The organism is Pararhodobacter sp., from assembly GCF_036802785.1.
In the GTDB taxonomy this organism is placed as follows: Bacteria; Pseudomonadota; Alphaproteobacteria; order Rhodobacterales; family Rhodobacteraceae; genus Pararhodobacter.
The window spans coordinates 1-21,293 of sequence record NZ_DAIRVN010000086.1; the positions used below are offsets into that span (position 1 = coordinate 1).

Sequence of the window (21,293 nt, forward strand, 5' to 3'; positions counted from 1 at the left end):
CTCTTGGCCTTCGGCCAATTCACCCCCCGGCGTATTTATGGCAAGATGAAGCGGCGTGGGCTGCGTTGTTCAGTCGAGCGGATAGCGGCGCTCAAGCTGGCCGGTGTTGCGGTCGAAGAACAGGATCTCGGTTTCGCTGAGCACCAGCATGAAGCCCGGTGCGAGGGTGACCGCCTGCGCCGTGGCGCCATCCGGCAGGGTGATGCTGTCCGGCAGTGCCAGCGGCACCGGCGCCGCGCTCAGGCGGATGACAAGCAGGGCGATGATGGTTACAAGCCCGACAATCATCACGCCCGCAAGCGTGGTGACGAGAATTTTGAGAAACCGGAGATCGGGCGGCAAGGGGCCGGGCGGCCCGGGATCAGGCGTAACGCGCGGGGATGACGGTGACATGGAGACAGACCTTTCGGTAGTGCGCGTGGTGATCGGGGATAATCCGCCTGACCGTCTGGATAAGGCCTTGGCGCGCGATGTTCCAGAGGAAGCGGCGCTGTCGCGCTCCCGCCTGATGCGGCTGATCGCCGAGGGGGCCGTAACGCGCGCGGGGGCGGTGCTGCTGGATGTCCGGGCGCGGGTGGCCCCGGGCGATGAGATCGCCATCGCGGTGGAACCCGCCGTCGAGGTGACAACGCGGCCCGAGGCGATTGCGCTGTCGGTCGTCTTTGAGGATGAGGCGCTGATTGTCATCGACAAGCCCGCCGGGATGGTCGTCCACCCCGCGCCCGGTTCCAGCGACGGGACGCTGGTGAATGCGCTGCTGCATCATTGCGGGGACAGCCTTTCCGGGGTGGGCGGCGAGAAGCGGCCCGGCATCGTGCACCGGATCGACAAGGATACGTCGGGCCTGCTGGTGGTGGCGAAATCGGACCGCGCGCATCACGCCCTTGCCGCGCAGTTCGAGGCGCATACCGCGCGCCGCCGCTACCTTGCGCTGGTGCATGGCCTGCCCGATGCCGGTGATCCGCGCCTGCGGGGCACAAGGGGTGTCAGTTTCGAGGCCGGTGGGATCATGAAAATCACCTCGCGGCTGGACCGCCACCGCCATGACCGCCAGAAGCAGGCCGTCTTTTTTGACCGGGGCCGCCATGCGGTCACGCGCGCGCGTGTGCTGGAGGCCTTTGGTGCGCCGCCGCAGCTGAGCCTGCTGGAATGCTGGCTGGAGACCGGGCGCACGCATCAGATCCGGGTGCATCTGGCGCATGCCGGGCACGGGCTGGTGGGCGATACGGTCTATGGCGGCAGGCGCAAGCTGTCGGCGGCAGCACTGCCGGAAGGGGCGGCTGAGGTTGTGGCGGCTTTTCCGCGTCAGGCGCTTCATGCGGCAAGCCTTGGTTTCACCCATCCGCTGAGTGGCGAGGCGATGGACTTTGACGCGCCTTTGCCGCCTGACATGGCCGCTTTGCTCGCGCCGTTGCGCAGCACGGTCTGAAGCGGCGCGCCGATGCGGTGCCGGGCGCCGTTGTGCGCGGTTGCGCTCAGGCGCTTGTCGGTCGGTTGCTGGTCAGCCCCGCCCGCGACCGCGCCCGGCGGGATCGGCGTAGGGCCCGGTGTCTGAATCGGTGACGCTGCGGCGCCCGCGGCCATCGCCGACGGGGTCGGCATTCCGTCCGGTATCGGAATCGGTGATACCTGAGCCCCGGCGCCCGCCACGGCCACCCCGCCCATCGCCGACCGGATCAGCGCGCGGCCCGGTGTCGGAATCCGTGATGCCCGAGCCCCGGCGCCCGCCGCGACCATCGCCGACCGGGTCAGCACGCGGGCCGGTGTCCGAATCGGTGATGCCGGAGCCGCGCCTGCCGCGCCCGCGCCCGGCCGGATCGGCATAGGGCCCGGTGTCGCTGTCGGTAATGCCCGATCCCCCCATGCCGCGACCGCCGCCCGGCGGGTCGGCATAGGCGCCGACATCCGAATCCGTCATCCCGCTGCTGACGCAACCGGCAAGCGCTGCGGTGCCACCAAAGGCGCCCAGAAGAAACGCCCGACGACCCATGCTGCTGCGGGTCTTGATCTTGTCGTCGGACAATGTCCGGCTTTTCTTTTTGGGGTCATCGGTCACATGAAAAGCTTTCACAATGATATTCGCATATCTAATATAGGTGGATGAACGGCGCCCGGTCAAGCAATGGCTGCGCGGCGCATGGCGGGCAGTTGAGGGAGTGTCCAGATGAAGGATAGCGTGGTGCCACAGGCGCGGATGGACTTTCCCCGCGCCATAGCCCCCATGACACCCGAGGCGTTCTTCTCGGAGTATTTCGAGAAGCGGCATCTCGTTGTTCAGCGCGCGGACCCGGGCTATTACCGTGACCTGCTGACGATCGACGATATCGACCACGTGCTGACCGCAATGGTTCTGCCCGTGAGCGATCTGCAACTGGTGAAAGACGGCGCCGGGGTTGATGAAGACCATTATTCGCTGTCCGCAGGCCAGGTGGACCCGGTGCGCGTGGCAGAGCATTTTGCGCAGGGCAGCACGATCATTCTGCCGCAGCTTCAGCGCCGCCTGCCGAAACTTGCCACCTATTGCCGGGCGATGGAGGGGGTGTTCAGCTGCGATCTGCAGACCAACATCTATTTCACCCCGGCCAATGCGCAGGGCTTCCTGACGCATTATGATTCCCATGACGTGTTCGTGCTTCAGACGCATGGCACCAAGACCTGGCGCATCTACGAATCGCCGATGGTGCTGCCGTTGCGCAGTCAGGCCTTCGATCCGGCCGGGTTTGAGGCGGGTGCGCTGATCGACACCTTCGTTCTGGGCCCGGGTGACATGGCCTATATTCCGCGCGGGGTGGTGCATGATGCCACCGCCACCGATGAGATGTCGCTTCATATCACCACCGGGCTGCTGACCCCGCGCTGGATTGATCTGCTGGTCGAGGCGCTGGTGCAGCAGGCGCTGGTTGAGCCCGCGCTGCGCGCCGCGCTGCCGCCGGGCCATGCCAATGCGGGTTTTGACAGCAGCGCCATGGCCGCGCAGTTTCACCGACTCATGGCGCAGGCCGCAGAGCAGATTGACCCAGTGAGCACCTTTGAAAGCTTCGCCGCCGAGTTCCGGCAGCGGCGTCTGCCGGTGGTGCCCGGGCAGTTCCTGCAACGCGTGGCCGTCGATGGCACAGGGCCGGACAGCATGGTGGCGCTGCGCCCGGACCTGATCTGGCGGATGGTGGCGCGCCCGGCGACGGAGGAGGAGGGTGACGAGGGCGAGATTGTGCTCAGTGTCTATGACGTGGACATCGCCTTTCCCGCCTATGTCGAAGAGGTGCTGCGCGATGCACTGTCGCGCCCGCAATTCCGCGTTGACGATCTGGCGGGGGATCTGGACAGCGCAGGCAAGGTGGTTCTGGTGAAACGCCTGATCCGCGAAGGGGTTCTGTCGCTGACCGGCTGACGCGGGGCGGAGTTGCCCGAAAGGTTACACCTGATCCCATCTGCGTGAGCGGGCTGGACGCTTCTCGATGTGAAGCGTTAGTCTGTTCATGAGATCTTCAGTCATCATGCGGATGATCTTGAAGTTACGCGCCCGCGTCCCTAAGTGGATGTGAAGGCAATTAACATAAGCAGGAGTGGGACTAACGTGAGCACCTATGCAAATCTGCCCGCCCCGTCACCCGAACAGGGGATGAACCGATATCTGCAGGAAATCCGGCGTTTTCCGATGCTGGAACCGCAGGAAGAATACATGCTGGCCAAACGCTGGGTGGACCATCAGGATACCGAGGCCGCGCATAAGCTGGTCACCAGCCATCTGCGGCTGGCCGCCAAGATCGCCATGGGGTACCGCGGCTACGGCCTGCCGCAGGCCGAGGTGATTTCCGAGGCGAATGTGGGCCTGATGCAGGCCGTCAAACGATTTGACCCCGAGCGCGGTTTCCGGCTGGCGACCTATGCGATGTGGTGGATCCGGGCGAGCATTCAGGAATATATCCTGCGCTCATGGTCGCTGGTGAAGCTGGGTACCACATCGGCGCAGAAGAAGCTGTTCTTCAACCTGCGCAAGGCCAAGTCACGGATCGGCGCGCTGGAAGAGGGTGATCTGCGCCCTGAGAATGTGACCAAGCTGGCGCAGGATCTGTCGGTCTCCGAGGCTGAGGTTGTCGCCATGAACCGCCGCATGGCGGGGGCGGATGCCTCGCTCAACGTCACGATCGGCGGTGAGGAGGGTTCCGGCAGCTGGCAGGACTGGCTGGAAGATGAGGATGCCGATCAGGCCTCCAGCTATGCCGACCGCGAGGAATTCGAGACGCGGCAGGTGTTGCTGATGGGGGCGATGGAAGCGCTGAATGAGCGGGAGCGCGACATCCTGACCGAGCGCCGCCTTGCCGAGCCGCCGGTGACGCTGGAAGAGCTTTCGGCGCGCTATGACGTGAGCCGCGAACGAATCCGGCAGATCGAGGTGCGGGCGTTCGAAAAGCTGCAGGACCGGATGCGGGAACTGGCGCGCGAAAAAGGCATGCTGGTTCCGGCGCGCTGAGCCGGGTTGCGGTCAGGCTCGTTTATCGTCCGTCAGGTTTGCTGTCCGGCAGGGCTGGAAGCAGTGGCCGGGCCGGTGTTTTTTCCGCGAAGGAAGGGCGCGCACGCACCCTTGAAGGGGGGCGTTGCCCCCCTCTTGGCCTGCGGCCAATTCACCCCCCAGCGTATTTGCGGCAAGATGAAAGGGCGCGGCGTGCTCTGTTCATCTGCTCAGAAAGATTGCGGGGAAGGCCGGTCCTCGCCGAGGGGCGGGAGGCTCAGGGGCGGGCGCCGTGATCTTGCGAGGCTGAGCTTCGTTGCGGGCCGGGGCCGATCCCTTGGCCGGATTCAACCAGTCAGCACCGGGTAGAGAGAGGCCACCAGCAGGAGGGCCATGGCGTAGTTGAAAAACCGCAGCCGGGCCGGGTTTTGCAGGGCGCGTTTCAGTGCCATGCCCAGCACTGTCCAGCTGGAGATGCAGGGCAGGTTGATCATTCCGAAGACCGCAGCCACCCAGAGCACCGCCGCAACCTCCTGCCCCGGGGCGTAGAGGGCGACGGCGCCCAGTGCCATCGTCCATGCCTTGGGGTTGACCCATTGAAACGCCGCCGCCTGAAGGAAGGTGAGCGGGCGGGCGCGGTTTTGTGCCGCTTGCGGCGCGGTATCGGGCGCGCTTGCATGGGCGATTTTCCATGCCAGCCACAGCATATAGCCCGTCGCCGCGATTTTCAGCAGGGGCCGGGCCGGAGGCCAGGCGGTGAAGATGCCTGCCAGCCCCAGCCCGACCAGCGCCACCATCACCGTGAAGCCGATCCCGATGCCCAGCATATGAGGCACGCTGCGCCGGAAGCCGAAGTTCACCCCTGAGGCGAGCAGCATCAGGTTGTTCGGCCCCGGGGTGATGGAGCTGACAAAAGCGAAGGCGATGAGCGCGGTGAGGATGTCAGGGGGCATCGGTGGCCTTTTTGCTTGAGGACGCAATGATATGTGGCCATGAGCGCAATAGGGTTGCAAATAATGTGCAACTGGCTTTAATCTAACAATCCATGAGCGAAATTGACGCCATCAACGACAGAATACTGCGCGTCCTTTCGCGTGAGGCACGGATTTCCAATCTGGAACTGGCGGAGCGGGTGGGGCTGTCGCCCTCTGCCTGCCTGCGCCGGGTGCAGGAGTTGGAGCGGCGCGGGGTGATCGCGGGCTACCGCGCGGTGCTGGACCCGGCGCGGATGGGGACCGGCTTTATCGCCTATGTCACCGTCGGCCTGTCGCAACACACCAAGGCCGCGCAGGAAGGGTTCGAGCGGGCGATCAGCACCGCAAGGCAGGTGCGCGAATGCCACAACATCACCGGAACCGTTGAATATCTGCTGCGTGTCGAAGTGGCGGATCTGGCGGCCTACAAGCATTTCCACACCGAGATTCTGGGCACCCTGCCGCAGGTCAGCGCGCTGACGACCTATGTGGTCATGGGCTCGCCCAAGGATGAGCGGGCCTGACGCGGGTGCGCTGGACCGGGGCTGCGCCTTGCGCTATCAGCGGGGCCGAGCCAGCAGAGAGAGGCGCGCATGTCCGGCCATGATACCCCGATCCCGATGCAATCCGCCCGTTCCGGCCCGCTGCGCGGCGTGGCCGAGGTGCCGGGCGACAAATCCATCAGCCACCGCGCGCTGATCCTGGGGGCGCTGAGCATCGGCGAGACGCAGATCACCGGCCTGCTGGAGGGGCAGGACGTGCTGGATACCGCAGCGGCGATGCGGGCGTTTGGCGCCACGCTCACCCGGCATGGCCCGGGGGAATGGTCGGTGCAGGGTGTCGGTGTGGGCGGCTTTGCCGAGCCTGCGCAGGTGATTGACTGCGGCAATTCGGGCACCGGCGTGCGGCTGATCATGGGCGCGATGGCGACCTCGGCGATCAGCGCCACGTTCACCGGGGATGCCAGCCTCAACAAGCGCCCCATGGGCCGGGTGACCGACCCGCTGGCGTTGTTTGGCGCGCAGGCCTACGGGCGCGCGGGCGGGCGGTTGCCGATGACGGTGGTGGGTGCTGCCGACCCGGTGCCGGTGCGCTACACGCTGCCGATGCCGTCGGCGCAGGTGAAATCGGCGATCCTGCTGGCCGGGCTGAATGCGCCGGGCGAGACCGTGGTAATCGAACCCGAGGCGACGCGCGACCATACCGAGCGGATGCTGCGCGGCTTTGGCGCTGAGATTGTGGTGGAGGACAGGCCAGAGGGCCGGGTGATCACCCTGACCGGCCAGCCGGAACTGCTGGCGCAGCGGGTCGCGGTGCCGCGTGACCCTTCGTCGGCTGCGTTTCCGGTCTGTGCCGCGCTGATTGTGCCGGGGTCAGAGATCACGGTGCCCGGTGTCAGCCAGAATCCCACGCGCAACGGCCTGTTCACCACGCTGATCGAAATGGGCGCGGACCTGACCTTTGAGAACCCGCGCGAAGAAGGGGGGGAGCCGGTGGCAGACCTGCGGGTGCGCTACTCGCCGGGCCTGAAGGGCGTGGAGACGCCGCCCGCGCGCGCGGCCAGCATGATTGATGAATTCCCCATCCTGTCGGTGGTGGCTGCAGCCGCCGAAGGGCGCACGGTGATGAACGGCGTCAGGGAGTTGCGCGTGAAGGAGAGCGACCGGATTGACGCCATGGCGCGCGGACTGGAGGCCTGTGGCGTGCGGGTGGAAGAAACCGAGGATACGTTGATCGTGCATGGTTGCGGTGCCGGGGGCGTGCCGGGCGGCGCCTTGACCGAAAGCCGGCTGGACCACCGGATCGCCATGTCGTTTCTGTGTCTGGGGCTGGTTGCTCAGAAACCGGTGAGAGTGGATGACGCAGGGCCGATCGCCACCTCTTTCCCGGTGTTCGAGCCGCTGATGGCCGGGCTGGGCGCCAGCATTACGCGGAGCAACGCATGAGCGCCTTCACCGTGGCCATTGACGGCCCGGCGGCGGCGGGGAAGGGCACGATCAGCCGTGCGGTGGCGGCGCATTTCGGTTTTGCGCATCTTGATACCGGGCTGCTTTACCGCGCGGTCGGCGCGCTGGGCGGTGACCCGGTTGCTGCCGCGCAGGGGCTGCGGCCCGAGGATCTGGCGCGCGATGACTTGCGCAGTCTTGAGGCCGGAGAGGCCGCCAGCCGCGTGGCGGTGATACCCGAAGTGCGCGCGGCGCTGGTGGATTTTCAGCGCGCCTTCGCCCGGCGCGAGGGGGGCGCGGTGCTGGACGGGCGCGATATCGGCACGGTGATCTGCCCGGATGCCGAGGTGAAGCTCTATGTTACCGCCAGTGCCGAGGTCCGCGCCCACCGCCGTTGGCTGGAAACCGGCGGGCCGGACAGTGCGCCCGGCAGCCATGAGGCGGTGCTGGCGCAGGTGCGTGCGCGTGATGCGCGCGACATGGGCCGCGCCGATGCGCCGCTGCGCCCGGCCGATGATGCGGTGATGCTGGACACATCGGAACTGAGCATCGGGCAGGCGGTCGAACGGGCCATTGCGGTGATCGCCGCGCAGATGGTCGCTGCCGGGCTCAATCCGCATCCCCCCGCATGAGCGAAGGCGCATCAAGGCTTGCCAGAGCAGGCTATTCTGGCCTATAGACGCGCCATCGAGCGGAAGCATCAGGCGCGGGCGGGGCCGGAACGGGCCCGGGCTGCGTTTTTGCCGTAGGATAGTCAAAGACCGGCGGAACCAACCGTCAGGCCAGTCAAACAGAACCGAAGGAACTGATTTATATGTGCGCTAAAGCCACCATGGAAGAATTCGAGGCTCTGCTCAACGAGAGCCTTGAAATCGACACGCCGAACGAAGGCAGTGTCGTAAAGGGCCGGGTCATTGCCATCGAGGCGGGCCAGGCCATCATCGACGTCGGCTACAAGATGGAAGGCCGTGTCGATCTCAAGGAATTTGCAAACCCGGGCGAAGCGCCCGAGGTTGGCGTGGGCGACGAAGTCGAGGTCTATCTGGAGCGCGTCGAGAATGCGCGCGGCGAGGCCGTGATCAGCCGCGAGAAGGCACGCCGCGAGGCCGCCTGGGACCGTCTGGAAAAAGCCTACGAACAGGAAGCCCGTGTCGAAGGCGCGATCTTTGGCCGCGTCAAGGGTGGCTTCACTGTCGATCTGGGCGGTGCCGTGGCCTTCCTGCCGGGCAGCCAGGTCGATGTGCGCCCCGTGCGTGATGCCGGCCCGCTGATGGGTCTGAAGCAGCCGTTCCAGATTCTGAAAATGGACCGTCGCCGCGGCAACATCGTTGTCTCACGCCGCGCCATTCTGGAAGAAAGCCGCGCCGAACAGCGCGCCGAAGTCATCGGCAAACTGGCCGAAGGTCAGGTGCTGGATGGTGTGGTCAAGAACATCACCGAATACGGTGCGTTCGTTGATCTGGGCGGCGTTGACGGCCTGCTCCATGTCACCGACATGGCCTGGCGCCGCATCAACCACCCTTCGGAAATCCTGTCGATCGGCGAGACCCTCAAGGTTCAGGTCATCAAGATCAACAAGGACACCCACCGCATCAGCCTTGGCATCAAGCAGCTGCAGGCCGATCCGTGGGATGCCGTGGAAAGCAACTATCCGCTCAACTCGGTCCACAAGGGCCGCGTGACCAACATCACCGATTACGGCGCATTCGTTGAGCTGGAAGCCGGTGTCGAGGGTCTGGTCCATGTCTCGGAAATGAGCTGGACCAAGAAGAACGTGCACCCCGGCAAGATCGTTTCGACCTCGCAGGAAGTCGAAGTGATGGTGCTGGAAATCGACAGCGCCAAGCGCCGTGTGTCGCTGGGCCTGAAGCAGACCCAGCGCAACCCGTGGGAAGTGTTCGCCGAATCGAACCCGGCAGGCAGCATGATCGAGGGCGAGGTGAAGAACATCACCGAATTCGGCCTGTTCATCGGCCTCGAAGGCGATATCGACGGCATGGTTCACCTGTCGGACCTGAGCTGGGATCAGCGCGGCGAAGAAGCCATTCAGGATTACCGCAAGGGCGATGTGGTCAAGGCCTCGGTACTGGAAGTCGATGTCGAGCGTGAGCGTATCTCGCTGTCGATCAAGGCACTGGGCAATGACAGCTTCACCGAAGCGGTTGACGGCGTGAAGCGCGGCTCGATCATCACCGTCGAGGTGAGCGCGATCGAGGATGGCGGGATCGAAGTGGATTACAACGGCGCCAAGTCGTTTATCCGCCGCTCGGATCTGGCCCGCGACCGTGCCGATCAGCGCCCTGAGCGCTTCCAGGTGGGTGACAAGCTTGATGTCCGCGTCACCTCGGTTGACAGCAAGACCCGCAAGCTGGGCCTGTCGATCAAGGCCCGCGAAATCGCCGAGGAAAAGGAAGCCGTCGAGCAGTATGGCTCGTCGGATGCCGGTGCCTCGCTGGGCGATATCCTGGGCGCCGCGCTCAAGGATCGCAGCTGATTTCAGCGGCCTGAGAAAAGGCGCATCGCGCCACGAAGGCCCCGCTAGTGCGGGGCCTTTTTTCGCCCGCGCAGACCCGCAGGGCGATTCGCAGACTGCCCCGGGTGGGCAGATTGCGCCGCACCCGCCGCTCTTGCGGGCTGGTTGGCCATGGTCAGAGGGCGGGGGGCATGCGAAACTGTGCGGGGTCTTGCCCGGTTCAGCGGCAAACCCGCGTATTCGCATGGTTTTTGTTTGTGCGAAGGGGTAGAACACCTGTAGTCTGGGCCTCTGTCTGAGGTGTTCGCAGAAATGCCCGACAAAAAGCAACACTCGCGCCACCGGGGGGTAGGCTATGATTCGATCCGAACTCATCCAGAAACTCGCCGACGAGAACCCGCATCTTTATCAGCGTGACGTCGAGCGTATCGTGAACACGTTCTTTGAAGAAATCATTGAAGCCATGGCGCGCGGCGAGCGTGTGGAATTGCGCGGATTTGGCGCATTCTCGGTCAAGGGCCGCGATGCGAGAGTGGGGCGCAACCCGCGTACCGGCGAAACCGTCGATGTGGCCGAGAAGCATGTGCCGTTTTTCAAGACCGGCAAGCTGCTGCGTGACCGGCTCAACGAGACAGAAAGCTGAACACACCCGATGACCTATCTGCGCTATGCCTTTCTGGCGATCATTGTGGCGATTGCGGTCACGGTGGCCTTGGCCAACCGTGCCCCGGTGACGCTGTCTTTGTGGCCTGAGTCGGTGGCCTCGGTTGTCGGGGCCAGCTACACGCTGACATTGCCGCTGTTTCTGGTGGTTGGTGCTGCCGTGGGTCTGGGGCTGGTGCTGGGGCTCGTCTGGGAGTGGCTGCGCGAGCGGGGCCAGCGGGTGGAAGCCGCCCGCGCCCGGCGTGAGCTGGAGAGGCTGCGCATGGCGCAGGGCGTGCCGCAGGATGCTCCTGCGGTCCAGCCCCGTCGTGATGAGGTTCTGGCGATCCTCGAAGAACCCGCCACCCGCTGATGCCCGAAGCGGTGAGGATCGGCGCGGTGAAGACGGGTGCTGTTCGGGTCAAGATCTGCGGTCTGACGCAGGTACAGGATATGCACGCGGTGGTGTCGGCGGGCGCGTCCTATGCCGGGCTGGTGTTCTATGACCGCTCGCCGCGCTTCCTGACGCCGGAGGCCGCGCGCGCCATCGCTCTGGCCGCTCCGGCCGGGCTGGCAAGGGTCGGGCTGTTCGTTGATGCCACGGACGCGCGGCTTGATGCGGTTCTGGCAACCGTCCCGCTGGATTTTCTGCAATTGCATGGCTCTGAGAGCCCCGAACGTATGGCCGCGCTGCGCGCGCGCTATGGCTTGCCGCTGATCAAGGCGGTGGGCGTGGCCGATGCCGCTGACCTTCCGGCGCTGGACGAATACGGGCGGGTGTCTGACATGCTGCTGGTCGATGCCAAGCCGCCGCGCGGGGCCGCGTTGCCGGGGGGTAACGGGCTGGCCTTTGACTGGCGGCTGATTGCCGGGCGGCGCTGGTCCTGCCCCTGGATGCTGGCGGGCGGGCTGACGGCTGCGACGGTGGCGCTTGCGGTGCAGATGACCGGCGCACGGCAAGTTGATGTTTCATCGGGTGTGGAAAGCGCGCCGGGGGTGAAGGACGCGGCGCGCATTGCCGAATTCGTGCGTGCAGCCGGGCGGTCTGCGCCGTGATCCGGTGGCGCGAGGCACGGCGCGGCGATGTGCCGGCGGTGGTGGCGCTGCTGCGCGAGGATGTGCTGGGCGCCACGCGCGAGGGCGATGAACTGGCGCCCTATCTGGCCGCCTTCGACCAGATGGCACAGGAGGGCGGCAACCGGCTGATCGTGGCAGAGCAGGGCGCTGATGGGCCGATCGTCGCCACCTACCAGATCACCTTTATCTCAGGGCTTTCGCTTCAGGCCGCGCGTCGTGCACAGATCGAAAGTGTGCGCGTTGCTGAGACGCAGCGTGGAAGCGGGCTGGGTGCGGCGCTGATGGCCGATGCCGAGGTCCGCGCCCGCGCTGCGGGCTGTGCCCTCATGCAGCTGACCACCAACCGCGCCCGTGAACGGGCACAGGCGTTCTATGAGCGGCTTGGCTTTACCGCGTCGCATATAGGCTATAAACGGAAGCTCGACTGACAGGGAGTGCGCGCGATGGCCGAAGACGGGATCAACAGCTTCAAGACCGGCCCCGATGAGCAGGGCCGCTTCGGCATCTTTGGCGGGCGTTTCGTGTCCGAGACCCTGATGCCGCTGATTCTGGAGCTGGAAGCGCAGTATGAGCATGCCAAGACCGACGCCAGCTTCTGGGCCGAGATGCAGGATCTCTGGACCCATTATGTGGGCCGCCCCAGCCCGCTCTATTTTGCCGAGCGCCTGAGCGAACATCTGGGCGGCGCCAAGGTCTACATGAAGCGCGATGAGCTGAACCACACCGGCGCGCACAAGATCAACAATGTGCTGGGCCAGATCATCCTTGCCCGCCGCATGGGCAAGACCCGGATCATCGCCGAAACCGGCGCGGGCCAGCACGGCGTCGCCACCGCCACTGTCTGCGCCAAGTTCGGCCTGCAATGCGTGGTCTACATGGGCGCGCATGATGTCGAACGTCAGGCGCCCAACGTCTTCCGCATGCGCCTTCTGGGGGCTGAGGTGGTGCCCGTCACCAGCGGGCGCGGCACGCTCAAGGACGCGATGAATGACGCCCTGCGCGACTGGGTGACCAATGTGCGCGACACCTTCTATTGCATCGGCACCGTGGCCGGGCCGCACCCCTACCCGGCAATGGTACGTGATTTTCAGGCGATCATCGGCAAGGAAGCCAAAGAGCAGATGATGGCCGCCGAGGGCCGCCTGCCCGATACGCTGATTGCCGCCATCGGTGGCGGATCGAACGCGATGGGCCTGTTCTACCCGTTCCTTGACGACACTTCGGTGCGGATCATCGGGGTTGAGGCCGGGGGCAAGGGCGTTGATGACAAGATGGAGCATTGCGCCAGCCTGACCGGCGGGCGCCCCGGCGTGCTGCATGGCAACCGCACCTATCTGCTGCAGGATGACGACGGCCAGATCCTTGAGGGCTTCAGCATCTCCGCCGGGCTGGATTACCCCGGCATCGGCCCCGAACATGCCTGGCTGCATGAGATCGGCCGCGCTGAATATGTCGCCATCACCGACACCGAGGCGCTGGAGGCGTTTCAGCTCTGCTGTGCGCTGGAAGGGATCATCCCGGCGCTGGAGCCCAGCCACGCGCTGGCGCATGTGATGAAGATCGCCCCCGGCCTGCCGCGCGACCATCTTATCGTGATGAACATGTGCGGGCGCGGCGACAAGGACATCTTCACCGTCGCCAAACACCTTGGCTTTGATATGAAGATCTGAACGGCGCGATAGTCGGCGCGATCTTCAGGGCGGGGGCCTCAGCCCTCGCCGCCGTTCTCGCCACCCCCGGTCTCATCCGTCGCGTAGCGGCGCAGCACCTCCAGCGGCACCACGTCCAGCGTGCGCCGGTGCGTGGCGGCAAGGCGGATGCGCGGGGCCGCGCCCTCGTCATGTGCCTGCACGAAGCGTTGCGCACAAAGGCACCAGCAATCGCCCGGTTTCAGCCCGGCAAAGCCCCATTCGGGCCGTGGTGTGCTCAGGTCGTTGCCCAGATATTTCGACATCGCCAGAAACTCGGCCGTCATCTCGGCGCAGACGGTATGCAGACCCCGGTCCTCGGGTCCGGTATCGCAGCAGCCGTTTCGGAAGAACCCGGTCACCGGCGCGGTTGAGCAGGGTTTCAGCGCGCCCCCCAGAACATTGACAGACGGCTCTTTCATGGTGCTGCCGCGGCAGTGCTGCGCCGCGCCTCCTGGTTGCGGGCGATGGCGCGGAACAGGGCGACGTTGCTGTCCATTACCCCGGGCTGGCGAAAGGCGCGGTCGGCGCTGTTGACAGCGATGACCACGTTGCGGTTCTGATCGATCCACAGAAACTGTCCATAGACACCGCGCGCATAAAACTCGCCCGGCACCGGGTTGTCGGGCAGCCACCATTGATAGCCGTAAAGCGCGCCACCCGGTGCGCTGGCGGTGGTGGATTCGGTGATCCATTCGGCGGGGACAATCCGGCGGCCCTGCCATTCGCCGCCCTGCGCCACCATCTGGCCAAGGCGCGCATAATCGCGCGTGGTCAGGTTCAGCCCGCCCAGCACGAATTCCACGCCGTGGCCATCGGTGACGTAATAGGGCGCGCGTTCAAATCCCAGGGGGATGAACAGATGTTCTTCCATCAGTTCGGTGATGCTGCGCCCTGTCGCGCCGCGTATCACCATGCTCAGCACATGCGTGTCGATCGACACATATTGCCAGTCCGCACCCGCCGCGCCGCGCTGCGTTGTCTGTCCGGCGGAAAAGTCGTCCATCGCGCCGCCAAGGGCCAGCACCCGGCCCATGCGGTTGATGTCAGAGTTGTAATCCAGATAATCCTCGTCAAAGGCCACGCCCGAGGCCATCTGCATCACCTGCCGGATCGTCGCGCCCTGATAGGCCGAGGTTGCAAGTGCCGGGGCATAATCGCTCACCGGGGCATCCAGATCAGCGATCGTGCCGTCATGGTGCAGAATGCCCATCAGCAGCGACAGCGCGCTTTTCGCCACCGACCACGAGATGCGCAGATCCTCCGGCCCGGTGCCCAGCAGATAGCGCTCATGCACGATCTGCCCCTGATCGAGCACAACAATACCCGTGACGGCACGGTCTTCCAGCCAGCGCTCATATCCTTCGGGCATCTCGGCCGGCGGGCCTTCGGGCAGGGGGCTGGGGCTGCCCGCCTCCATGGCGCGGTGATGAAACAGCCGGTCCATGCCCGAGAAATTCGCCACGATCCGGTCTTCGCGGAACAGCGTGTTCACGGCCAGCAGGCGCGAGATTTCCTCACGCTTCCAGAAGGCTGCCGCCGCCGCAACCACGACCACCACCAGCAGGACATATCCCAGAGCCTTGAAAATCCGCCGCATTCGCATCTCCATCCGTGGCGGAAACAGTGGCAGGATGCGCGCCGAAAGCAAAGGGGCAAAGATGCGGTGCCTGTCGGGGAAGGGCCGAACCGGGGGGATGGCCGCGCCCCGATCCCCTGTTTAAGTTACCCTTGGGGCAGGGCGGCGGCGGGAAATGGGCAAAGGCCCGGCGCGGTGAAGCCCGATGAAAAGCCCTATGGAAAAGAGGGGGCAAAGCCCCCTCTGCCCGTTCGCACTGCGGGCAACGCCCTGACCTGCGCTCACTCTGGCAACAGACCCTCCGGCAGGGGGGCCGGCGTGCCGCCAAGCGCTTCGGTGATGGCGGTAACATTGGCCACGATCATGCCCGGATAGGTGTCTGCGCCGCTGCCAGCCTCACCCAGCGCATCTGAGTACAGCTCCCCCCCCAGCGCCAGCGTGTGACCGCGCGCCGCAGCGGCCTCGATCAGCGCGCGCACCGCGCGAGGGTTGAGCGTGGTTTCGATGAACACCGCCGGAATGGCGCGCTCCGCCGCTTCGCGCGCCATCGAGTCAATCACCGCGATGGAGGGTTCAGATTCGGTCGAAATACCCTGAATGGCAAGGTTTTCCAGCCCGTAGCGCGCGGTGAAATAGGCAAAGGCGTCATGCGCCGTCAGGAGCACCCGTTGCCCATCGGGGATGGTGGCCAGCGATTGCGCGGCCCAGTCATCCAGCGCTGCCATCCGCGTGGCCTCGGCATCCATCCGGCTTGCGATATCGGCGGCGCAATCCGGTGCCATTGTGCTCAGCGTATCGGCGAGGGTGGGCAGAATGCTGCTCCACAGGTGGGGGTCCATCCACAGATGCGGGTCCGGTGCGCCCTCAGCCTCCAGCAGCCAGCCCGGGTCAAGGGTATCGCCCAGCATCAGCGCGCCGGTCCGCGCCAGCACGTCGGCCAGCCGCCCTTCCAGCCCCAGCCCCAGCGCCATGATCCGGTCCGCCGCCTGAAGCCGCCCGATGTCGGAAGGGCGCGGCTGGTAAAGATGCGGGTCCAGCCCCGGGCCGATCAGCGCTTCGACCTGAACGCAGTCACCGGCAATTCTTGCCGCCGGGTCAGCGATCATGCCGATCGTTGTCAGAAGGCGCGGGGGCTCGGCATGGGCGAGGGCAGGGGCCAGCGAAAGGCTGAGCGCGAGGGCAAGAAGCGGGCGTTTCATCATTGTGTCCGTTATCAGAGATACCTGCACCCTCTCTAATGCGAATGATTATCAATTGCAACATCTGTCTTGCGCAAGGCTCTAATCGGAAAATCCGATTATTTTTGCCCTCTCTGTCGAATTGCCTTTTGCCCCCGTCCCGCGCAATGATCATCCTGACAGACCGGAGGCAGACATGGCGGAAACGGCGCGGGTTGTGATCATCGGGGGCGGGGTTGTCGGGACCTCGGCACTGTATCATCTGGCGCTGGCGGGCTGGAGCGATTGCCTGCTGCTGGAGCGTAACGAGCTGACCGCCGGTTCGACATGGCATGCGGCGGGGAATGTGCCCACCTTCTCGTCCTCATGGTCGATCATGAACATGCAGCGCTATTCGGCCGAACTCTATCGCGGGCTGGGCGCGGCGGTGGATTATCCCATGAACTACCACGTCACCGGCTCGGTCCGGCTGGGGCACAGCCGCGAACGGCTGCGCGAGTTTCAGCGCGTGGTGGGGATGGGCCGCTATCAGGGGATGGAGCTGGACATTCTCGCCCCCGATGAGATCCGCAGCCGCTACCCGTTCCTTGAAACCCATGACCTTACCGGCGCGCTCTATGACCCCTATGACGGCGATATCGACCCCGCGCAGCTGACGCAGGCGCTGGCCAAGGGCGCGCGCGACAAGGGCGCACGGATCGAGCGGTTCCGCCCGGTCACCGGCGCGCGGCGTGAGGGCGGGGAATGGGTGCTGGAAACCCCAAAAGGCCCGGTGCACTGCGACTATGTGGTGAATGCCGCCGGTTATTACGCCGCCCGCGTGGGCGCGATGTTCGGCCGCCGTGTGCCGATGATGGTGATGAGCCACCAATACCTTCTGTTCGACACCATCCCCGAACTGGAAGCATGGACGCGCGAAACCGGCCACAAGCTGCCGCTCCTGCGCGATGTCGATTCAAGCTATTACCTGCGGCAGGAAAAGGCGGGCTTCAACCTTGGCCCCTATGAAAACCCCTGCCGCGCGCATTGGGCCACCCCCGATGACCCGATGCCTGAGGATTTCAGCTTTCAGCTTTACCCCGATGATCTGGAGCGGCTGGAGTGGCATATCAACGATGCCATGGCCCGCGTGCCGCTGCTGGAGAAAGCGCGCCTGCAAAAGGTCATCAACGGCCCCATCCCCTATACCCCCGATGGCAACCCGCTGATCGGCCCCATGCCCGGCGTGCCCAACGCGTTCGAGGCCTGTGTCTTCACCTTCGGCATTTGTCAGGGCGGCGGCGCGGGCAAGGTGCTGGCGGAATGGATCACGCAAGGCGCGACCGAATGGGACATGTGGTCCTGCGACCCGCGCCGCTTCACCGGGTTTGAGGATCATGCGTATTGCGTGCAGAAGGGGATGGAGGTTTACGGCCACGAATACGCCATTCATTTCCCGCATCACAGCTGGCCCGCCGGGCGTGGCAGAAAGCTGTCGCCGGTCCATGACCGCGTGGCAGCACTTGGTGCGCAGTTCGGCGCCTATAACGGCTGGGAACGCGCCAACTGGTTCGCCCGGCCCGGCGATGACACCTCGGAAGCCGCGCAACAGACATGGAACAGGGAAGGCCCGTGGTTTGGTGCGGTGAAGGCCGAATGCGCGGCGGTGCGCGACGCGGCAGGCCTGCTCGACCTGCCGGGCTTCTCGCGCTTCAGCGTTTCGGGCGCCGGGGCGCGGGCCTGGCTGGAAACCATGATCACCGGCGCGGTGCCCAGACCGGGGCGGCTGGGACTGGCCTACTTCGCCGATGACAAGGGCCGGATCGTCACCGAGATGTCGGTCATGGCGCTTGATGACGATCTCTTCTTCCTGATCACCGCCGCCGTTGCGCAACGCCATGACCATGACTGGCTGACACAGCACCTGCCCGAAGGCGCGGCTATAACCATCACTGACATGACTGACGCTTTCGCCTGCCAGATCCTCACCGGCCCGAAATCGCGCGCCGTGCTGGCCGGCGTCACCGATGCTGACCTCAGCAAGCCCTGGCTGACCCACCAATCCGCCCAGATCGCCGGGCGCTGGTGCCAATTGGTGCGGGTGTCCTTCGCCGGTGAATTGGGCTGGGAAATCCATACAAAGACCGAGGACACCGCGCCGGTCTGGGATGCGGTGATGGCGGCGGGGCAGCCGCTGGGCCTCAAACCCTTCGGCATGTTCGCGCTCAATTCCCTGCGGATCGAGAAGGGCTATCGCGCCTGGAAGGGCGACCTTTCAACCGATTACACCCTGTTGCAGGGCGGGCTGGAACGCTTCATCAAATGGGACAAGCCCGCCTTCACCGGCAAAGCCGCCCTTGAGGCGGAAAAGCAGCAGGGCAGCAGCAAACGCTTCGTCCTGCTCACACTCGAACCCGGCGACAGTGACCCGCCCTATATGTCCACCCTCTGGCATGACGGTCAGGTCGTGGGCGAAACCACCTCGGGCGGTTTTGGCCATCGCACGGGCCAGTGTATCGCGCTGGGCATGCTGCGCGCCGATCTGGCCATACCGGGCACCGCAATCGACATCGAGGTCTTCGGCGAAAAGCGCCGCGCGATTGTCCAGCCCGATGCGCCACTCTGGGATCCGTCCAACGAAAGACTGCGCGCATGACGCCCTTCATCTTGCCAAAAATACGCACTTTTTCTTTCAAAAGGCGCGGCGCTGCGACCGTGCCGGGGGTTTCCAAAGGGGAAGCGTGCTTCCCCTTTGGCCGGGGAGCGCGAGGGGCGGGCAGCCCCTCGCCCCACCGCTGAACAGCGGGGCCCGGCCATGTCCCCCACACTCCCCACCCATGCCCGGGTCGTCATCATCGGCGGCGGCATCTCGGGCTGTTCGCTCGCCTATCATCTGGCGAAAGCGGGGTGGCGCGACATTCTCCTGCTGGAACGCAAGCAACTCACCTGCGGCACCACCTGGCATGCGGCCGGGCTGATCGGCCAGCTGCGCGGCTCGCTCAACATGACGCGGCTGGCGAAATACTCCGCCGATCTTTACACCCGGCTGGAGGCCGAGACCGGGATCAGCACGGGCATGCGCCAGACCGGCTCCATCTCGGTCGCGCTCACGCAGGCAAGGCACGAGGAACTGTTGCGCTCAGCCGCGCTGGCGCGGGCCTTCGATGTCGAGGTGGGGGAAATATCGCCTGCTGAGGTCAAGGCGATGTATCCGCATCTCAATGTCGCCGACGTGGTGGGCGCGGTGCATCTGCCGCTTGATGGTCAATGCGATCCGGCCAACATCGCCATGGCGCTGGCCAGGGGCGCGCGCCAGATGGGCGCCGTGATCCGTGAGGGCGTCAAGGTCACGCGGGTGCTGGACGATGGCAAGCGCGTGACCGGCGTTGCCTTTGAGGCGGGCGGTGAAACCGGCACCATCGCCTGCGAGCATGTGGTCAATTGCGGCGGCATGTGGGGCCGCGATCTGGCCGCCGCCTCCGGTGTCACGCTGCCCCTGCATGCCGCCGAGCATTTCTATCTTGTGACCGAGCCTATCGAGGGCCTTGGCCGCCTGCCGGTGCTGCGCGTGCCCGATGAATGCGCCTATTACAAGGAAGATGCGGGCAAGATGATGCTGGGCGCGTTCGAGCCAAAGGCGAAACCCTGGGGTATGAACGGCATCCCCGAGGATTTCTGCTTTGACAGCCTGCCCGAGGATTTCGACCATTTCGAGCCGATCCTGAGCGCGGCCATGAACCGGATGCCGATGTTCCAGACGGCGGGCATCCACACCTTCTTCAACGGCCCGGAAAGCTTCACCCCGGATGACCGCTATTATCTGGGAGAGGCGCCGGAGCTGGGCAATTACTGGGTCGCGGCGGGCTATAACTCGGTCGGCATCGTCTCGTCCGGCGGGGCGGGGATGGCGCTGGCGCATTGGATGACCGAGGGCGCGCCGCCGTTCGATCTGTGGGAGGTCGATATCCGCCGCGCCCAGCCCTTCCAGCGCAACCGCCGCTACCTGAAAGAGCGTGTCACGGAAACGCTGGGCCTGCTTTACGCCGATCACTTCCCCTACCGGCAGGTGGAAACCGCGCGCGGCATCCGCCGCTCGCCGCTGCATGAACATCTCAAGGCGCGCGGTGCGGTCTTTGGCGAGGTCGCGGGCTGGGAGCGCGCCAACTGGTTCGCGCAGCCGGGCGAGGCGCGCGCATACCGCTATTCCTGGGGCAGGCAGAACTGGTTCGACAACCAGCGCGCCGAGCATATGGCCGTGCGCGAACGGGTCGGGCTGTTCGACATGACCTCGTTTGGCAAGATCCGGGTGGAGGGGCGCGATGCGCTGGCGTTCCTGCAACGGCTCTGCGCGAATGAGATGGATGTGGCCTCCGGCCGGATCGTCTATACCCAGATGCTCAACGCGCGTGGCGGGATCGAAAGCGACCTGACGGTCACGCGCCTGTCGGAAACAGCCTTTCTGCTGGTGGTGCCGGGCGCGACGCTGCAACGCGATCTGGCCTGGCTGAAGCGCCATCTGATGGATGAGTTCGCGGTGATCACCGATGTGACGGCGGGCGAGGCCGTCTTGTGCCTGATGGGCCCGCAGGCCCGCGAGGTGCTGGCGCGGGTGACGCCCGATGCGCTAGATAATGAGCGCTTCCCTTTCGGCACGGCCCGCGAAATCGAGATCGGCCTTGGGCTGGCCCGCGCGCACCGGGTCTCCTATGTGGGCGAGCTGGGCTGGGAGCTTTATGTGTCGAGCGATCAGGCCGCGCATGTGTTCGAGGCCCTGACAGAGGCTGCGCCGGAAATCACCCTGTGCGGCCTGTACGCGCTCGACAGTTGCCGCATCGAGAAGGGTTTCCGCCACTTCGGCCATGACATCACCGATGAGGACCATGTGCTGGAGGCGGGCCTTGGATTTGCGGTGAAAACCGCCAAGGGCGCGTTCATCGGCCGCGAAGCCGTGTTGCGCAAGCGCGAGGCCGGGCTGGAGCGGCGGATGATGCAGTTCCTGCTCAATGACCCTGAGGTCATGGTCTACCACAACGAGCCGGTGTTGCGTGACGGGCGTATTGTGGGGACCGTCACCAGCGGCAATTACGGGCATTTTCTGGGCGGTTCGGTGGCCCTGGGGTATGTGCCCTGCGCGGGCGAAAGCATCGCGGCGCTTCTGGAGTCGCATTATGAGATTGATGTGGCCGGGCGGCGCGTGGCGGCCCGCGCCTCGCTTGAGCCGATGTATGACCCCCGCGCCGGGCGTGTGCGCCTGTGACAAGGCTGCGGGGGGCTGCCCGCCCCCCGCACCCCCCGGCCAAGAGGGAC

At 65.4% G+C, this 21,293-nt stretch carries 20 protein-coding genes; 14 read left to right on the top strand and 6 right to left on the bottom strand.

Annotation, left to right across the window (positions count from 1 at the left end; all coding sequences use genetic code 11):
• Positions 1 to 69: 69 nt before the first annotated feature.
• A complete protein-coding gene (locus V7Q53_RS20505; protein ID WP_333830701.1) occupies positions 70 to 393 on the bottom strand; it encodes a DUF6476 family protein in 324 nt (107 codons plus the stop codon).
• Here V7Q53_RS20505 and V7Q53_RS20510 point away from each other — a divergent pair.
• The gene (locus V7Q53_RS20510) at positions 392 to 1,429 is read left to right on the top strand and encodes an RluA family pseudouridine synthase (RefSeq protein ID WP_333830702.1); all 1,038 of its coding nucleotides are present in this window, start codon (positions 392 to 394) and stop codon (positions 1,427 to 1,429) included. The genes V7Q53_RS20505 and V7Q53_RS20510 overlap by 2 nt on opposite strands.
• Before the next feature lie 72 nt (positions 1,430 to 1,501).
• On the opposite strand, the gene V7Q53_RS20515 is transcribed toward V7Q53_RS20510, so the two are convergent.
• On the bottom strand, positions 1,502 to 2,071 hold the full coding sequence (locus V7Q53_RS20515) for a hypothetical protein (protein WP_333830704.1): 570 nt from the start codon (positions 2,069 to 2,071) through the stop codon (positions 1,502 to 1,504).
• Positions 2,072 to 2,164: 93 nt separating this feature from the next.
• Between V7Q53_RS20515 and V7Q53_RS20520 the strand changes: the two genes are divergently transcribed.
• Both V7Q53_RS20520 and rpoH read left to right on the top strand, forming a co-directional pair.
• Positions 2,165 to 3,388 (top strand): cupin domain-containing protein, encoded by a 1,224-nt coding sequence (locus V7Q53_RS20520; RefSeq protein ID WP_333830705.1) that lies wholly within the window; start codon positions 2,165 to 2,167, stop codon positions 3,386 to 3,388.
• 186 nt (positions 3,389 to 3,574) lie between these two features.
• Complete coding sequence (gene rpoH / locus V7Q53_RS20525) at positions 3,575 to 4,471, top strand: RNA polymerase sigma factor RpoH (protein WP_333830706.1); 897 nt, start codon at positions 3,575 to 3,577, stop codon at positions 4,469 to 4,471.
• 326 nt (positions 4,472 to 4,797) lie between these two features.
• Here the strand turns inward: rpoH and V7Q53_RS20530 are convergent, their stop codons facing one another.
• Positions 4,798 to 5,403, bottom strand: a complete 606-nt coding sequence (locus V7Q53_RS20530) for a LysE family translocator (protein ID WP_333830707.1) — start codon at positions 5,401 to 5,403, stop codon at positions 4,798 to 4,800.
• Between the two features lie 92 nt (positions 5,404 to 5,495).
• Between V7Q53_RS20530 and V7Q53_RS20535 the strand changes: the two genes are divergently transcribed.
• The 9 genes from V7Q53_RS20535 to trpB all read left to right on the top strand — a co-directional run bounded on the left by V7Q53_RS20535 (position 5,496) and on the right by trpB (position 13,232).
• Entirely contained in the window at positions 5,496 to 5,948 is a 453-nt protein-coding gene (locus tag V7Q53_RS20535; RefSeq protein WP_333830708.1) for an Lrp/AsnC family transcriptional regulator, read from the top strand.
• A 69-nt stretch (positions 5,949 to 6,017) separates the two neighbouring features.
• Complete coding sequence (gene aroA, locus V7Q53_RS20540) at positions 6,018 to 7,370, top strand: 3-phosphoshikimate 1-carboxyvinyltransferase (RefSeq protein ID WP_333830709.1); 1,353 nt, start codon at positions 6,018 to 6,020, stop codon at positions 7,368 to 7,370.
• Positions 7,367 to 8,002 carry a (d)CMP kinase gene (locus V7Q53_RS20545; protein WP_333830711.1) on the top strand — a complete coding sequence of 212 codons (636 nt, stop codon included), beginning with the start codon at positions 7,367 to 7,369 and terminating at the stop codon, positions 8,000 to 8,002. Before aroA ends, V7Q53_RS20545 begins: the two co-directional genes overlap by 4 nt.
• Positions 8,003 to 8,184: 182 nt before the next feature.
• Entirely contained in the window at positions 8,185 to 9,864 is a 1,680-nt protein-coding gene (gene rpsA / locus V7Q53_RS20550; RefSeq protein ID WP_333830712.1) for a 30S ribosomal protein S1, read from the top strand.
• A gap of 334 nt (positions 9,865 to 10,198) precedes the next feature.
• Positions 10,199 to 10,486 (top strand): integration host factor subunit beta, encoded by a 288-nt coding sequence (ihfB, locus tag V7Q53_RS20555; protein WP_333830713.1) that lies wholly within the window; start codon positions 10,199 to 10,201, stop codon positions 10,484 to 10,486.
• 9 nt (positions 10,487 to 10,495) lie between these two features.
• A complete protein-coding gene (locus tag V7Q53_RS20560; RefSeq protein ID WP_333830714.1) occupies positions 10,496 to 10,858 on the top strand; it encodes a lipopolysaccharide assembly protein LapA domain-containing protein in 363 nt (120 codons plus the stop codon).
• Between the two features lie 26 nt (positions 10,859 to 10,884).
• Positions 10,885 to 11,541 (top strand): phosphoribosylanthranilate isomerase, encoded by a 657-nt coding sequence (locus V7Q53_RS20565; RefSeq protein WP_333830715.1) that lies wholly within the window; start codon positions 10,885 to 10,887, stop codon positions 11,539 to 11,541.
• A complete protein-coding gene (locus tag V7Q53_RS20570) occupies positions 11,538 to 11,990 on the top strand; it encodes a GNAT family N-acetyltransferase (RefSeq protein WP_333830716.1) in 453 nt (150 codons plus the stop codon). The genes V7Q53_RS20565 and V7Q53_RS20570 overlap by 4 nt, the downstream gene beginning before the upstream one ends.
• 15 nt (positions 11,991 to 12,005) lie before the next feature.
• Positions 12,006 to 13,232, top strand: a complete 1,227-nt coding sequence (trpB, locus tag V7Q53_RS20575) for a tryptophan synthase subunit beta (RefSeq protein ID WP_333830717.1) — start codon at positions 12,006 to 12,008, stop codon at positions 13,230 to 13,232.
• A 38-nt stretch (positions 13,233 to 13,270) separates the two neighbouring features.
• Here trpB and V7Q53_RS20580 read toward each other — a convergent pair whose 3' ends face one another.
• From V7Q53_RS20580 to V7Q53_RS20590, 3 genes are all read right to left on the bottom strand, one after another.
• Positions 13,271 to 13,672 (bottom strand): DUF2237 family protein, encoded by a 402-nt coding sequence (locus tag V7Q53_RS20580; RefSeq protein WP_333830718.1) that lies wholly within the window; start codon positions 13,670 to 13,672, stop codon positions 13,271 to 13,273.
• A complete protein-coding gene (locus V7Q53_RS20585) occupies positions 13,669 to 14,850 on the bottom strand; it encodes a serine hydrolase domain-containing protein (protein WP_333830719.1) in 1,182 nt (393 codons plus the stop codon). The genes V7Q53_RS20580 and V7Q53_RS20585 overlap by 4 nt, the downstream gene beginning before the upstream one ends.
• Before the next feature lie 260 nt (positions 14,851 to 15,110).
• Positions 15,111 to 16,028: a metal ABC transporter solute-binding protein, Zn/Mn family gene (locus tag V7Q53_RS20590; RefSeq protein ID WP_333830720.1), complete on the bottom strand. Its 918-nt coding sequence runs from the start codon at positions 16,026 to 16,028 to the stop codon at positions 15,111 to 15,113.
• A gap of 175 nt (positions 16,029 to 16,203) precedes the next feature.
• On the opposite strand from V7Q53_RS20590, the gene V7Q53_RS20595 reads away from it, so the two are divergent.
• Entirely contained in the window at positions 16,204 to 18,642 is a 2,439-nt protein-coding gene (locus V7Q53_RS20595; protein WP_333830722.1) for a GcvT family protein, read from the top strand.
• 159 nt (positions 18,643 to 18,801) lie between these two features.
• On the top strand, positions 18,802 to 21,243 hold the full coding sequence (locus tag V7Q53_RS20600; protein WP_333830724.1) for a GcvT family protein: 2,442 nt from the start codon (positions 18,802 to 18,804) through the stop codon (positions 21,241 to 21,243).
• Positions 21,244 to 21,293 lie beyond the last annotated feature (50 nt).

Excerpts from the sequence above, each read along its gene's own strand:
- V7Q53_RS20510 (WP_333830702.1), top strand. The coding sequence starts at position 392 with ATGGAGACAGACCTTTCGGTAGTGCGCGTGGTGATCGGGGATAATCCG.
- V7Q53_RS20505 (WP_333830701.1), bottom strand. The coding sequence starts at position 393 with ATGTCACCGTCATCCCCGCGCGTTACGCCTGATCCCGGGCCGCCCGGC.
- V7Q53_RS20520 (WP_333830705.1), top strand. The coding sequence starts at position 2,165 with ATGAAGGATAGCGTGGTGCCACAGGCGCGGATGGACTTTCCCCGCGCC.
- V7Q53_RS20530 (WP_333830707.1), bottom strand. The coding sequence starts at position 5,403 with ATGCCCCCTGACATCCTCACCGCGCTCATCGCCTTCGCTTTTGTCAGC.
- V7Q53_RS20535 (WP_333830708.1), top strand. The coding sequence starts at position 5,496 with ATGAGCGAAATTGACGCCATCAACGACAGAATACTGCGCGTCCTTTCG.
- aroA (WP_333830709.1), top strand. The coding sequence starts at position 6,018 with ATGTCCGGCCATGATACCCCGATCCCGATGCAATCCGCCCGTTCCGGC.
- V7Q53_RS20545 (WP_333830711.1), top strand. The coding sequence starts at position 7,367 with ATGAGCGCCTTCACCGTGGCCATTGACGGCCCGGCGGCGGCGGGGAAG.
- rpsA (WP_333830712.1), top strand. The coding sequence starts at position 8,185 with ATGTGCGCTAAAGCCACCATGGAAGAATTCGAGGCTCTGCTCAACGAG.
- ihfB (WP_333830713.1), top strand. The coding sequence starts at position 10,199 with ATGATTCGATCCGAACTCATCCAGAAACTCGCCGACGAGAACCCGCAT.
- V7Q53_RS20560 (WP_333830714.1), top strand. The coding sequence starts at position 10,496 with ATGACCTATCTGCGCTATGCCTTTCTGGCGATCATTGTGGCGATTGCG.
- trpB (WP_333830717.1), top strand. The coding sequence starts at position 12,006 with ATGGCCGAAGACGGGATCAACAGCTTCAAGACCGGCCCCGATGAGCAG.
- V7Q53_RS20580 (WP_333830718.1), bottom strand. The coding sequence starts at position 13,672 with ATGAAAGAGCCGTCTGTCAATGTTCTGGGGGGCGCGCTGAAACCCTGC.
- V7Q53_RS20585 (WP_333830719.1), bottom strand. The coding sequence starts at position 14,850 with ATGCGGCGGATTTTCAAGGCTCTGGGATATGTCCTGCTGGTGGTGGTC.
- V7Q53_RS20590 (WP_333830720.1), bottom strand. The coding sequence starts at position 16,028 with ATGAAACGCCCGCTTCTTGCCCTCGCGCTCAGCCTTTCGCTGGCCCCT.
- V7Q53_RS20595 (WP_333830722.1), top strand. The coding sequence starts at position 16,204 with ATGGCGGAAACGGCGCGGGTTGTGATCATCGGGGGCGGGGTTGTCGGG.
- V7Q53_RS20600 (WP_333830724.1), top strand. The coding sequence starts at position 18,802 with ATGTCCCCCACACTCCCCACCCATGCCCGGGTCGTCATCATCGGCGGC.